Raw genomic sequence first — 14267 nt, forward strand, 5'->3', positions numbered from 1 at the left:
AAATAATAAAATATTAGGAAATAATTTAACCTAATATTTCCTTAATATCCTCTTCAGGTGTATTAATTAATTTTAAATCAAAGTTATCAACAAGTACAGTTAATATGGTTTCATCAATCCATGCTGGAAGAACAGGACCAATATGGATGTTGGTAAGACCTAATGATAATAAACTCCATAGAATTGAAACTGCTTTTTGTTCCATCCAACTTAATACGAAAGTAACAGGTAAATCATTTAATTCCATATCAAATACTTCTGTAAGTGCAGTTAATATTTCTGCTCCAACAATTGCATCATTACATTGACCAAGGTCAATTAATCTTGGAATTCCATCAATGTCACCTAAATCTAAATCATTGAATCTGTATTTTCCACAACCTACACATAATATAACAGTATCTTCTGGTAATTGTTTAGCAAATTCTGTGTAATATTCCATTTCTTTATTAAATGGTGTGTCACATCCACCCATCACAAAGAACTGTTTGATTTTTCCACTTAGTACGGCTTCTTTAATAGTATCAGCTAATGATAGTACTGTTGTTTTACCGAATCCTGTGGTGTATGATGTTTTTTCTTCTTCTTCAAGTTCAGGTAATTCTAATGCTTGTTTAATTATGTCACTGAAATCATAGTTATCAATATGTGGAGTGTTAGGTAATTGTGCTATTCCTGAAGTGTAAATTCTATCTGCATATGAATCCAGAGGTATTAATCCACAGTTTGTTGTTACAAGAATTGGTATGTTATATTTTGCAAATACTTCTTTTTGATCAATCCATGCTCCACCTAATTGTCCTTTTAAGTGTTCATATTTTTTAAGTTCTGGATAACCATGAGCTATTAGCATTTCACTGTGAGTGTATATGTTAATTCCTTTTCCTTCGGTCTGTTTAAGTAATTCTTCTAATACTTTTAAGTCATGTCCGGTTACTAAAATTCCATGTCCTTTGCTTGCACCTTTTGGTACTTCTACAGGTACTGGTTCTCCATAGTTATCAATATGTGCTTTTTTAAGTCCTGCCATTGCTTTAATGTTTATTTGTCCTGCTTCTACGGCCATGTCTATGAAGCTTTGTATATCAAAATTCACATTGGTTAATGTGGAGTATAATCCTTTTTCTATGAAAGCATTTATTTCTTCATCTGTTTCTCCAAATTCTCTCATCTGGTATGCGTATGCGGATATTCCTTTTAATGTGAATATTAAGTTATCCTGTAGTCTTGCTAGTGTTTCGTTTTTTCCACATACTCCGGCTACTGTACATCCTTCTGCGTTAACTGTTTGTGAGCATTGATAACAAAACATTTTATCATTCATAATTTATCACCTATTGTTTTATGTTAATAATTATAAACTATTTTTTTATATAATATTTTGTCACTAAGAAAGTTAAAATGAAAAAATATATTTATAGTCCACAATAGAAAAAATATACAAGGGTGATTAGAATGGAAGAAATGGTGAACACATTAAAACAAATAGGATTCACAGAATACGAATCAAAAGCATACATATCATTAGTAGGATTAGTATCAGCAAAAGCAGATGAAATAAGCAAAGACTCAAAAGTACCCCGCTCAAAAATTTATTCAGTACTAGAAAACCTGTACAAAAAAGAATTAATAGACATACAACAAAAAAGACCAATAGTATACACAATCAAACATCCAAAAGACACATTACCAGAATATAAGAAACAATTTAACCAACACTTCGACAAACTAGAACAGAACATGATAAAATTATACGAAAGCAAAATTCCAAAAATAAACACACCAATCACATCAATAGAAGATGAAGACAAAATATACAAACAAAAATTCTCAATAATAAAAAACACAAAACAAACACTATACATAAGAATAGGATTCATAATACCAGAAGAAATAACAGCATTCAAAAAATACATAACATACCTATTAAAAAAAGGAGTAAACGTTAAAATATTAGCATCAAAAAAATACACTTTCAATAACAAAGAAATAAACCTGGAAAAAGAACTATCAAATCTTTCAGCTCAAATAAAATATATTAACTTACCGGCAGCACAACTATTAATCCGAGACAATAAGGAAATGTTCCTAATATTTGCAGAAAATATAAAAAATAATATTCATCAAAAAAATATGATTGGATTACATAACACTTACCCAACCATAATATCAAACTACACAAAAGCATTTGAAAAACATTTTAATTAATTAAAAGCTTCTCACAAATAACAGGACTACCTACTGGAACACCAATATCCCGACTAATCACATTACATTTAACGGTCAACAAGAAATAAACAGGCCGTTCAATATGCATCTCAGTTAAACCTTCATAATTACCCATACCCTTGCTTATGATTAAATCAACATTATTCATCAAATCATTAAATTCTGGAGACACAAACTCTTCAACAACACCCACAGAAGCAGCACCAGTACTTATAATAGTTGTATAATCATCAAGACCTAAATCAACAGCATCCTTAATTAAAGCATCATTAAGAATAGGACCATCTTTCAATGCAAGAAAAATATTCACATCATAATCTTCCTTAATCTTCTTAATAAGTAACTTATCAAACACTATTTCTCCACTATTATCTGTTAAATACAATACATTCTCAGCATTTTTCAGAGCATTATCCAATTTATCAATATCATTTATAACAGGATCCTTAGTAATCTGCTTTTTAATTAACGATTCCATATCAGTATCCTCTTTTAAAGCTCCGAAATCAATAACATTTCCAGCTACAGCAATTTTAATATAATTCAATAAAGTATCATCCTTTTCAATAAGATTTTTCACCATTGGAATTAAATTCAATGCTAACTTATTTCCATCTTCACGAAGATTCTTGTAAGGATCATCATTTCCGGTTTCATCCATAATCATATGATGTAATTTAGTGCCTAACTTATTTGACTGATAATTCTTTTTAAAATTAGTATTCATAAAGTCTAAAACCTTTAATGTCGCATTCATTCTTAATTCAACATCATCTGTTGCATTTTCAATAGCTTCTCTTGACTGTCTTAGCATACATGAAGCACATTCATAGTTTATTTTCACTCTACTATAACTCCTATATTTTTGTGTAATATTAATAATATTTCTGTAACTTATTATTTATTCAAATTGCCAATATTTCACAATTAAACATTAAATATATTTATACCGATAATTATCAAGTATTAGCCTTAAATTATTACCTTTTAATAATATTTTTTCAATACAATAATAGTTAAATATGTTTTTTTACAAAAATGTATATTGGAGTGGTTTAATATGAAAATTTTAGGAATTAACACAAGCCCAAGACAAAATAGTAACTGTAGAATAGCATTAGAAAAAGCTCTTGATACAGCAAAAGCAGAAGGAGCAGAAGTAGAATTAGTAGATTCTAACAAGCTAAACATCAAAGCATGTCAAGGAGATAACTATTGTAAAGCACACGAAGGAAAATGTGCAGTAGATGATGACATGCAACAAGTATACAAAAAAATAGAAGAAGCAGACGGAATAATATTCGCAATACCAGTATACTTCTTTGATGTAAACGCTCAAATGAAATTAGTACTAGACAGATTATACTCCTACTTCCAATTCCCATTCACAGAAACATACGGAAAGAAAAAAGTATCATTCATAATCTCACAAGGAACACCAGACCCAGATGCATTCAAAGCAGTACTACAAACACAATTCAAAGCATTTGAATTCCTCGGTTTCGAATTAGCCGACTTTGTAGTATTAACTGACAACAATGTTCCTGGAGCTATCAACGATAAAGAAGATCAGTTAGCTCAAGTAGTTGAAGTAGGTAAAAACATATTATAAAACCCCTATTTTAACTTTCACCCCCTTTATTCATAACTATTTTTACCAATTAGTTTTTTCTAAGAAAATATAAGTATTCTAAAAATCAAACCTAATAATATAATTTAATAAAAAAATACTTCAACTTCTATTTAATTTAAGTATATGGAGAGTCTAAAGTGCAAGACAGTTTGCAAGATAAATGTGGAATCGTGGGAGTATATTCCTATGAAGAATCAGTGGATGTTGCTTCATGGATTTACTCAGGATTATATACTTTACAGCATAGAGGTCAAGAATCTGCTGGTATAAGTGTTTTAAAAGAAGGTCGAATAAATACGCATGTAGGTATGGGATTAGTATCTGACGTGTTTGACAGTGATTTAATAGATATATTGAACGGAAATGTAGGAATAGGTCATGTAAGATATTCAACAACAGGGGAATCCCATGTATCCAATTGTCAACCATTTGTAGAACATGAAGATGATATAATAATAGCATTTGCACATAATGGTGACTTTGTAAATTCAGAAATATTAAGAAAAGAATTAATTGACTCAGGTTACGAATTTAGATCAACCACTGATTCAGAAGTAATATGTCAATTAATAATACATGAATTTAACAAATGTCAGGACGCAGTAAATGCAATAGAAAAAACCTGTGAGAAACTAATAGGTTCATACTCATTAGTAATACTAATAAATGGAGTATTATATGCTGTTCGTGATCCATTAGGAATTAAACCATTAGCTCTAGGAAGAAATGAAGAATTCGTAGTTGTTGCATCAGAAAGTGTTGCATTTGATTCATTAGACATAGAATATGATAGGACAATCCGACCAGGGGAAATTCTGGAAATTAATAATGGTGTGGAAACCAGTCATCAAATGAAAACACTTGGTCATACTGCAAACTGTATGTTTGAATATCTTTACTTTGCAAGACCAGATAGTATAATATTTGATAAAAGTGTTTATGAAGTACGATTAAATATAGGAAAACAATTAGCAAAAGAATATCCGATAGATGCTGATGTAGTTATAGCAGTACCGGACTCTTCAATACCAGCCACACTAGCATATGCCAGAGCATCTGGAATTCCATACGCAGAAGGATTAATAAAAAACAGATATGTTGGAAGAACTTTTATCATGCCAACACAAAAAGACAGAGACCTTGCAGTAAAACTAAAAATGAATACTGTCGAATCAATACTAAAAGATAAACGAGTAATAGTAATAGATGACAGTGTAGTAAGAGGAACAACATCCAAAACTATTATTAAAATGATTCGTGATGCAGGAGCAAAAGAGGTTCATTTACTAATCGGTTGTCCGGAAATTATATCTCCATGTTACTATGGAATAGCAATGGCTACAAAAGAAGAATTATTAGCAGTTGACAGAACAACTGAGGAAATTAGGGATATTATTGGCGTAGATTCAGTAGGCTACATTAGTATTGACGGATTAGTTGAAGCTATAGGCACTCCAAGAAAAGATCTTTGTCTTGGATGTATTACAGAAGAATATCCTACAATCATACCTCCTGAATTATATGATGATGAAGATTAATTCTTCAAAAATCTAACTATTTTTTTCTTTTAATTACAATGTGATTTACATGGTTGAATTATTATCACCCGCAAGGGATAAACGTTCAGTAAGTGCAGCATTAAATAATAATGCAGATTCTGTGTATGTGGGAATAACTGATTATAATATGCGTGCAAATGTTGCAAATATTAACTTGGAAGATATTAAGGATATTGTAGCTCAATGTCATGATAATAATAAAAAGTTATATGTATGCACCAATACAATAGTATCTGATTGGCAAATAGAAAAATATAAGAAACAATTAGTCCAACTAGAAAAATATGATGTTGATGCATTAATAATATCAGATATGGGAATGATAAACGTTGCAAATAAGCATTCAATTCCATTACATATGAGTGTTCAAGCTAATATTACAAATACAGAAAGTTTAAAATTATATAAGGAACTTGGAATATCAAGAGCAGTATTATCTAGAGAATTATCATTAGAACAAATACGTTATATTAAGAAAAAATCACCAATAGAAATTGAAACATTTGTTCATGGTGCAATGTGTGTGGCAATATCAGGACGGTGTTTTCTTAGTTCATACTTCTATGATAGAAATGCAAATTGTGGAGAATGTCTTCAGCCATGCCGACAGGAATGGATTATTAATTCAAATGAAAACAAACAATTAGTGTTAACGCGTCCTGAAGATAATGATATTGAAAAATCAAGATTACTTAGTCCTAGGGATATGTGTATGATAGAACATATTCCTGAACTTATAGAAAGTGGTATTGATGCATTTAAAATAGAGGGAAGGGCCCGGGCACCGGATTATGTGGCAACTGTTACAAAATGTTATTCTGATGCTATCAGATTATATCAGGATGGATTATGGGATGAAAAATCGGAAGAGTTAATACCTTACTGGCTAAAAGAATTAAAATCAGTGTTTAACAGGGGATTTGACACCGGATTCTATTATAGAACACCTAAGGAGACTAGTTATGATAATCAGGCAACATATAAAAAGGTGGATATAGGACAGGTTGTTAATTACTATAAGAAGATTCATGTTGCTGAGATTAAGTTATGGGAAAAACTTAAAGTTGGTGATGAAATAATTATTCAGGGTAATAAGACTGGTAGTGTTAGTCAAAAGGTTTCATCTATGCAGGTAGATGGTAAAAATATTGATGAAATATTGGAAGGTAATGTTGGGATAAAATTTGATGATACAGTTCGTGAAAATGATCATGTGTACAGAAAAGAGGTAATAGGTGATTGATATGGTTAAAAAAATAGCAATATATGGAAAAGGTGGGATTGGAAAATCAACAACAGTTTCAAACATGGCTGCTGCTTATGATAAGGATACGTTTGTTATTGGCTGTGATCCTAAGGCAGATACTACAAGAACTCTTGTTGGTAAAAGAATTCCCACAATACTTGATACGATGAAGGAAAATAAATCTCCAAATCTTGATGAAATACTTTATCAGGGATTTAATAACACTTTATGTGTGGAGGCTGGTGGGCCTGAGCCTGGTGTGGGGTGTGCTGGTCGTGGTGTTATTGTTGCTATGAAGCTTTTGGATAAACTTTCAGCTTTTGACAGTAATCCTGATTTGGTAATTTATGATGTTTTGGGTGATGTGGTATGTGGTGGTTTTAGTGTACCTTTACGTGAGGAATATGCTGATGAGGTGTATATTGTGACTAGTGGTGAATATATGTCATTGTATGCTGCTAATAATATTGCTAAGGGTATTCGTAAGCTTAATGGTAAGCTTGGTGGTATTATCTGTAATTGTCGTAATGTAAAGGATGAGGTTGAGATTGTATCTGAGTTTGCTTCTTTAATTTCATCTAAGGTTATTTCTGTAATTCCTCGAAGTGAACTTGTTCAGCAGAGTGAGTATAATGCTTGTACTGTTCTGAAAATGTTTCCGGAATCTGATCAGGCGGATAAGTACCGTGAATTGGTTGATACTATTGTTAATAATGATTCTTTCAGTACTCCTACTCCTTTGACTATGGATGAGTTTGAAAGTTTTTTCCATAAGTATGTTAGTTAATCCATGATTTTGCTGGGTAATTGTTTTTTTCATATGATTGGATACTGCTTTCTAGTGCATCCTGGAAAGTGTTAAAATAATACAAATGAGATACACAATCACAATCAGAACAACCAAAACCATCAATATAATCAACGCTATCAGAAAGTATCTCGTTTGCTATTCGACATTCTATTTTTTCAGAACAATAAGTGTATATGACCTCCTTCACTTCCACATTTTTATTAAGTAAAAGATAATCAACATGCCAATGCTTCTTTTTATCCTTAGAAATATGTCTTTCAATACGCTTAGACAAGCAATTCAATGCAGAACCAACATAAACATAAAACCCTTTACTAAAACTAATCAAACCTCTTGCACCTACCTTAATATTACAATCATCATACAACTCAATAATAACACAATAATTACCCTTATCAATCATAAAAAAAATCCTCCATCCATTACTCCACTAATTATATTTCTAATATTATCCTATATTTAATTAGGTGAAAAATATGGAATATACTTTTTTTGCAAATGGTCATGAAAACGTAACATCAAAACACAAATCAACATTTGAAATAACAACAGACAAAAACTTAACACTAAAAGGAGACTGCATAATAGGATTAAACTCAGCAATCACACTAAAAGATCTGCCAGAAGAACTAAGAAAAGATATTCAAACAGATAATAAAGAAATAACAATGATATTAAAAACAGAAAATGCAACAGATACTATTAAAGGTGAAGGATCATCAAAACTAACATTAAATCATCCAACAGACATGGTATGTAGAAAAAGTGACTTCACATGCAACAGAACATTAATGATAAGATGCGATAAAGCAGCAAAAGACCTGAACAAAGAATTAATAAATGATTTAAAAAATAATAATACTCTAAAAATAACAATTAAAACAAGTTAAAATATATTAAAATTTAAGTGCGGGAGACGGGAATCGAACCCGCGAAGAGACTACCTCACTAGGCCCTCAACCTAGCGCCTTTGACCGCTCGACCACCCCCGCATATAAAAAAAATAGTTTTCTATATAAAGATGGATTTAACCAACATACCTATAAAGGCTATAATAAACTATCTTTATCTTAATATATAAAACTTTCCACAAAAAAATAAAATTACTCCGAATCAGCCATCCTCTTAAGAGATTCACTACAAGTCTCCATTTTCATACCCAGCTCTTTTTCAACCTTACTAACATTCAAAGAAGAATCTCTAGGCCTAGGAGCTTTCTGAACAAAATTCTCACTACTAATAGGGTTAATCAGACCATCATTCAAATCAAAAGCCTCAGCAATTTTCAAAGTAAAATCAAAACGATTAATAGCATCATTACCAGCAGTATGGAAAACACCATTTTTATCCCGACGAGCAATCTCAAAAATAGCTTCACCAGCATTATCAGCTAAAGTAGGAGAATTAATCTGATCAGTAACAATATTAATCTCACGTTTACTTCTCAATTCCTTAACAACCCAATTAGTAAAATTAGCCCTTTCATGCCAACCATAAAGAACACTAACCCTAGCAATAGCCCAATTACTAGAATATTTCTGTAATTGAACCTCACCATCATACTTAGACTTAGCATAAATACCTAAAGGATTAACAGGATCATCCTCCTTATAATAACCACGACAACCATCAAAAACAAAGTCAGTAGAAACATAAATAATTTTAGCCCCAACTTCCTCAGCAGCCTTAGCTAAATAACCAGTTCCATCACCATTAATAGAATATGCCTTATCAACTTCATCTTCACACAAATCTACATGAGTCATAGCAGCACAATGAATAATAACATCAGGATTCTCCTCAACAACACTATCATGTACTTGACTTTCATCAGTGATATCACACTTAACAGTATCCCCAGTAGGATTACTATTATGCACTAATACCAACTCATCATTATCTCTAGCTACGGTAGCAAGCCTCTGACCTAAAAGACCACTACCACCTGTAATAAAATATTTCATAGTTATCTATTTACAAATTAAAATATAAAATATTTTTCAGGTGAAAAAAATTAATCAAATGAAAAAAGTAAAAATAACAGTTCTACAAACAACACTAAACAAAGAACTAGCAAAAAGAATATGGAGTAAAAGAATTATCATCATGCCCAATGTTAAAAGAAGGACAAGTATTCTATGCAGATTACGCAAAACCAGAAGGATTCTGTGACGAAGCATGGAAAGCAATATACCAATACGTATTTGCACTAGCACATGGAGCAGAAAACTCAGTATTCTACTACCATGACTGGATAGAAAAACCAGGAGTAGCAATAGTATGTTGTAATGATGGAATAAGACCAGTAATATTCAAACTAGAATCAACCAACATAACATCAACACCACCAGAATAAAAAAAATTAACTAAAAAATTTTATTAATTTCCAAAAAGATAAATAGTATACAATAATAACATTATCGATATAAACGTAAGGGTGATAATTTTGAAAATTATGATAACAGGTGGAGCCGGATTCATAGGCTCAAACTTTGTACATTACATATCAAACAAATATGAAGACTATGAAATAACAGTACTAGACAAACTAACCTATGCAGGAGACATGGAAAACCTAAAAGGACTCGACAACATCAACTTCATAAAAGGAGACATAGCAGACGAAAAAGCAGCATCCGAAGCAATGAAAGATGCAGACTACGTAGTAAACTTTGCAGCAGAAACACACGTAGACAAGTCAATAAACGACCCAGCATCATTCGTAAAAGCAGACGTACTCGGAACACAAAACCTTCTAGAACTAGTAAGAAAATACGAAGTAGAAAAATACATACAAATATCAACCGACGAAGTATACGGCAGTATCCTCGAAGGATCATTCAAAGAAACAGATAACATAGACCCATCAAGCCCATACTCAGCCAGTAAAGCAGGAGGAGACCTACTAGTAAGTGCATACTACAAAACATATGACATACCAGTCATGATAACCAGAAGCAGTAACAACTTCGGACCAAGACAATTCCCAGAAAAACTCATACCACTATTCATACTAAAAGCACTACACGACGAAAAACTACCAGTATATGGTGACGGAAAAAACGTACGCGACTGGATATACGTAGAAGACAACTGTGCAGGAGTAGACACAGTACTACACAAAGGAAAAATCGGAGAAGTATACAACATAGGCGGAGGAAACGAAAAAAACAACCTAGAAATAACAAAACTCATACTAGAAAAACTAGGAAAACCAGAAACACTAATAGAACACGTAACAGACAGGCTTGGACACGACAGAAGATACTCCCTTGATGCATCAAAAACCAAAAAACTAGGATGGCAACCAAAATGGACATTCGAAGATGCAATGGAAAAAACAGTTAACTGGTACAAGGAAAACTCAGACCGTTTATATCAAGCAACTAAAACTTTGTAAAACATTACAAAGTTATCCTTTTTTTAGAAAATTTTAATATTTCATTAATACTATTTTTAAAAAGGTTTATTAAATCTTAAGTATAAACATAACTCTATATAATAGTTTCTTAACAAAAATTTTATATTTTTTTGAGGTGAGTTTATTGAAAGGTGTTATTTTATCCGGTGGTCATGGAACAAGATTAAGACCATTAACACACACAGGACCTAAACAATTAATTCCTATAGCTAATAAACCAGTAATAGATTATGCTATAGAAGATTTACGCGATGCAGGTATTACTGAAATTGGAATTATATTAGGAACTAATATGCCAAATAAGATAAAAGATGCACTAGGTGATGGGTCACGCTTCGGAGTGAACATTACATACATAATGCAGGGTGAACCTAAAGGTCTGGCACATGCAGCAAAAACAGCACAAGAATTTGTCGGAGGAGATTCCTTCGTAATGTACCTGGGAGACAACATTTTAAAGTCAGGTATTGAAGAATTTGTAAGTGGATTTGACGAATCAGACTTTTCATCCAGATTATTATTACAAGAAGTAGAAGATCCAAGACAATTTGGAGTAGCAGAATTAAATGATGAAGGAAAAATCATTAATCTTGTAGAAAAGCCAGAACATCCAAAAAGTAACCTGGCATTAGTAGGAATATACTTATTCAAAAACAATATCTTTGATGCTATTGATAAAATCAAACCATCCTGGAGAAATGAACTGGAAATCACAGATGCTATACAACAATTAATAGATGATGGATTTAATGTAGATTCATTCGTGGTAGAAGGATGGTGGAAAGACACAGGTAAACCAGAAGATGTCCTTGATGCAAACCAGTTAATCCTTGAAACAATCAAAACAGACATACAGGGTACTGTTGAAGATGATGTAAAAATTAAAGGAAGAGTAATCATAGGAAAAGGCACAGTAATAAAGTCAGGGTCTGTAATTAAAGGTCCTGCAATTATTGGAGAAAACTGTGAAATAAAAGGTTATGTTGGACCATACACATCAATAGGAGATAATACCAAACTCATAGAATCAGAAATAGATTCTTCAATCATTATAGGAAACTCAACAATTCAATCCGATAAAAGAATAACCGAAAGCCTATTAGGACAAAACTCAAAAATTATATCAGACAAAAAAACATTTCCAAAAGGAAGAAGTTTTGTAATAGGAGAAAATTCAGTAATAAAATTATAGGAGAGTATGAACAATATGAAAGCAGTTATTCCGGCAGCAGGTTTAGGAACAAGATTTTTACCTGCAACAAAAGCACAACCAAAAGAAATGTTGCCAGTATTTAATAAGCCAACAATACAATACGTGGTAGAAGAAGCAGTTAACTCTGGTATAGATGATATCATTATAATCACCGGAAAAGGAAAAAGACCAATAGAAGACCATTTTGACAAATCATTCGAACTAGAATATAATCTCAAACAGAAAGGTAAACTAGACTACCTTAAAGAGGTACAGGGAATATCAAACCTTGCAGACATATTCTATGTACGTCAGAAAAAACAGAACGGTCTTGGAGATGCAATAAGTTGTGCTAAAAAACATATAGGTGACGAACCATTCGCAGTACTACTCGGTGATACAATCACATACTCCGATACTCCATGTACCAAACAATTAATAGATGTATATGAAAAATATGGTGGATCCACTATTGCAATAGAAGAATTACCAGAAAGAAAAATAGAACGTTACGGAATTGTAGATGGAGTAACTGTTGAAGATAATATTTACAAAGTAAAAAACCTTGTAGAAAAACCAAAACTGGAAGATGCACCATCTAACCTCGGTATTACTGGAAGATATATACTTACACCAGACATCTTTGATAAACTTGAATCAATAGAAGCAGGTGTTGGTGGAGAAATCCAATTAACAGATGCAATTAATGAACAAGAAAATGTTTATGCAACAACATTCGAAGGAACAATATATGATATAGGAAATACCATGGAATGGCTAAAAAGTTCAATAGACATGGCATTAACACAAGAAGACGAAGTTAAAGAAGAAGTTTTAGATTATCTAAGACAAAAAGTTCAAGAATACCAATAAACTCCTTTATCCATAATCTTTTTTTATATTAAAAAAATTAATTTAAAAATGAATTAAATATTTTGGGGATCAGTTATTTCTCCAGTAATTGCTGAAGCTGCAACTACTGCAGGATTAGATAAGTATACATAAGACTTTGCACTACCCATTCTACCAAGGAAATTCCTGTTAGTAGTAGATATACAAGTCATATCATCTGTCATCACACCCATATGTGCACCAAGACATGGTCCACATCCAGGATTACAGATAATTGCATTTGATTCAAGGAATATTTGTATAATACCCTCATCAATAGCTTTTTGATAAATTTTACGTGAAGCTGGGAACACTAATAATTGAACATCTTCATGAACCTTATGATTCTCAAGCACTTCTGCAGCCTGCACTAAGTCTTCATATCGACCATTAGTACATGAACCCAGAACTGCCTGGTTGATTGTTGTTCCTTCAACTTTATCTATATCCTCTACGTTATCAACATTATGAGGACAAGCTACTTGTGGTCTTAAATCATCAACATCAAAATCATACACTTTCTCGTATTCTGCATTTTTATCAGGTGTAGTAATATTATAATTAGTAATGCCCCTTCTTGCAAGATATTCTTCAGTACTTTTATTTGGTACCATTATTCCATTCTTTGCTCCACATTCAATAACCATATTTGTCATTGTCATACGAGCATCTACTGATAAGTTATTTATTGTTTCTCCATGAAATTCTAAGCTTTTATATGTTCCACCATAAGAACCTAATGTTTTAATAATATTTAGTATTAAATCCTTTGAGTAAACATTTTCTTGTAATGAACCGTTCACATTAATTTTAAGTGTTTCAGGTACATTAAACCATGTTTCTCCTGTTGCATATACCATTGCTAAATCAGTGGCTCCAAGTCCTGTCGAAAATGCTCCAAAAGCTCCATAAGTGCATGTATGTGAATCTGCTCCAACAATTACTGTTGATGGTTTAACATGTCCTTCCTCTGGTAGAACCTGGTGACATATACCTTCCCCTTGTTTGTATATATTTTTGATTCCCTGTTTTTTTGCAAAATCTCGTACTACTTGCTGAAATTCTGCTGAACCCATAGTATTGGCAGGTACATTATGGTCAAATACTAGAACAATTTTATCCGGATCCCACACTTTATCTGCTATTTTCTCAAATACTTTGATTGTAGGGGGACTTGTTCCATCATGGCTCATTGCAACATCTATTTTCGCATTTACTGTATCTCCAGGACTTACTTCCTCTTTGTTTGAAGCTTTTGCTAAGATTTTTTCAGTAATATTCATTT

Annotated in this window: 15 protein-coding genes and 1 tRNA gene; 10 read left to right on the forward strand and 6 right to left on the reverse strand. The window is 32.1% G+C overall.

Going from position 1 to position 14267, the window contains the following annotated elements; translation table 11 throughout:
* Positions 1-25 precede the first annotated feature (25 nt).
* A complete protein-coding gene (gene hcp, locus PXD04_RS21050; protein ID WP_323736769.1) occupies positions 26-1324 on the reverse strand; it encodes a hydroxylamine reductase in 1299 nt (432 codons plus the stop codon).
* A gap of 131 nt (positions 1325-1455) precedes the next feature.
* Between hcp and PXD04_RS21055 the strand changes: the two genes are divergently transcribed.
* Positions 1456-2208 (forward strand): TrmB family transcriptional regulator, encoded by a 753-nt coding sequence (locus PXD04_RS21055; protein WP_323736770.1) that lies wholly within the window; start codon positions 1456-1458, stop codon positions 2206-2208.
* On the opposite strand, the gene PXD04_RS21060 is transcribed toward PXD04_RS21055, so the two are convergent.
* On the reverse strand, positions 2201-3073 hold the full coding sequence (locus PXD04_RS21060; protein WP_323736771.1) for a damage-control phosphatase ARMT1 family protein: 873 nt from the start codon (positions 3071-3073) through the stop codon (positions 2201-2203). The two genes, PXD04_RS21055 and PXD04_RS21060, sit on opposite strands and share 8 nt — an antisense overlap.
* Positions 3074-3289: 216 nt before the next feature.
* Here PXD04_RS21060 and PXD04_RS21065 point away from each other — a divergent pair, with 216 nt between their 5' ends.
* The 4 genes from PXD04_RS21065 to cfbC all read left to right on the forward strand — a co-directional run bounded on the left by PXD04_RS21065 (position 3290) and on the right by cfbC (position 7454).
* On the forward strand, positions 3290-3841 hold the full coding sequence (locus PXD04_RS21065) for a flavodoxin family protein (protein WP_323736772.1): 552 nt from the start codon (positions 3290-3292) through the stop codon (positions 3839-3841).
* A 158-nt stretch (positions 3842-3999) separates the two neighbouring features.
* A complete protein-coding gene (gene purF, locus PXD04_RS21070) occupies positions 4000-5400 on the forward strand; it encodes an amidophosphoribosyltransferase (protein WP_323736773.1) in 1401 nt (466 codons plus the stop codon).
* 49 nt (positions 5401-5449) lie between these two features.
* Positions 5450-6664 carry a peptidase U32 family protein gene (locus tag PXD04_RS21075; protein WP_323736774.1) on the forward strand — a complete coding sequence of 405 codons (1215 nt, stop codon included), beginning with the start codon at positions 5450-5452 and terminating at the stop codon, positions 6662-6664.
* 1 nt (position 6665) lies between these two features.
* Positions 6666-7454, forward strand: a complete 789-nt coding sequence (gene cfbC / locus PXD04_RS21080; protein WP_323736775.1) for a Ni-sirohydrochlorin a,c-diamide reductive cyclase ATP-dependent reductase subunit — start codon at positions 6666-6668, stop codon at positions 7452-7454.
* On the opposite strand, the gene PXD04_RS21085 is transcribed toward cfbC, so the two are convergent.
* The gene (locus tag PXD04_RS21085; RefSeq protein ID WP_323736776.1) at positions 7447-7881 is read right to left on the reverse strand and encodes a GIY-YIG nuclease family protein; all 435 of its coding nucleotides are present in this window, start codon (positions 7879-7881) and stop codon (positions 7447-7449) included. The two genes, cfbC and PXD04_RS21085, sit on opposite strands and share 8 nt — an antisense overlap.
* A gap of 73 nt (positions 7882-7954) precedes the next feature.
* Here PXD04_RS21085 and PXD04_RS21090 point away from each other — a divergent pair, with 73 nt between their 5' ends.
* Positions 7955-8368, forward strand: a complete 414-nt coding sequence (locus PXD04_RS21090) for a DUF371 domain-containing protein (protein ID WP_323736777.1) — start codon at positions 7955-7957, stop codon at positions 8366-8368.
* An 18-nt stretch (positions 8369-8386) separates the two neighbouring features.
* Here PXD04_RS21090 and PXD04_RS21095 read toward each other — a convergent pair.
* Positions 8387-8470: transfer RNA gene (locus PXD04_RS21095), tRNA-Leu, on the reverse strand.
* A 111-nt stretch (positions 8471-8581) separates the two neighbouring features.
* Positions 8582-9442 (reverse strand): dTDP-4-dehydrorhamnose reductase, encoded by an 861-nt coding sequence (rfbD, locus tag PXD04_RS21100; RefSeq protein ID WP_323736778.1) that lies wholly within the window; start codon positions 9440-9442, stop codon positions 8582-8584.
* A 149-nt stretch (positions 9443-9591) separates the two neighbouring features.
* Here rfbD and PXD04_RS21105 point away from each other — a divergent pair, with 149 nt between their 5' ends.
* The 4 genes from PXD04_RS21105 to galU all read left to right on the forward strand — a co-directional run bounded on the left by PXD04_RS21105 (position 9592) and on the right by galU (position 12964).
* On the forward strand, positions 9592-9834 hold the full coding sequence (locus PXD04_RS21105; RefSeq protein ID WP_323736779.1) for a TIGR04076 family protein: 243 nt from the start codon (positions 9592-9594) through the stop codon (positions 9832-9834).
* Between the two features lie 87 nt (positions 9835-9921).
* Positions 9922-10878 carry a dTDP-glucose 4,6-dehydratase gene (rfbB, locus tag PXD04_RS21110; RefSeq protein ID WP_323737494.1) on the forward strand — a complete coding sequence of 319 codons (957 nt, stop codon included), beginning with the start codon at positions 9922-9924 and terminating at the stop codon, positions 10876-10878.
* Between the two features lie 136 nt (positions 10879-11014).
* Positions 11015-12091 carry a glucose-1-phosphate thymidylyltransferase gene (locus PXD04_RS21115; RefSeq protein WP_323736780.1) on the forward strand — a complete coding sequence of 359 codons (1077 nt, stop codon included), beginning with the start codon at positions 11015-11017 and terminating at the stop codon, positions 12089-12091.
* Between the two features lie 15 nt (positions 12092-12106).
* Positions 12107-12964: a UTP--glucose-1-phosphate uridylyltransferase GalU gene (gene galU, locus PXD04_RS21120; protein ID WP_323736781.1), complete on the forward strand. Its 858-nt coding sequence runs from the start codon at positions 12107-12109 to the stop codon at positions 12962-12964.
* A gap of 53 nt (positions 12965-13017) precedes the next feature.
* Here galU and hacA read toward each other — a convergent pair whose 3' ends face one another.
* A complete protein-coding gene (gene hacA / locus PXD04_RS21125; RefSeq protein ID WP_323736782.1) occupies positions 13018-14265 on the reverse strand; it encodes a homoaconitase large subunit in 1248 nt (415 codons plus the stop codon).
* Positions 14266-14267 lie beyond the last annotated feature (2 nt).

This window comes from Methanosphaera sp. ISO3-F5, assembly GCF_034480035.2.
Taxonomy (GTDB): domain Archaea; phylum Methanobacteriota; class Methanobacteria; order Methanobacteriales; family Methanobacteriaceae; genus Methanosphaera.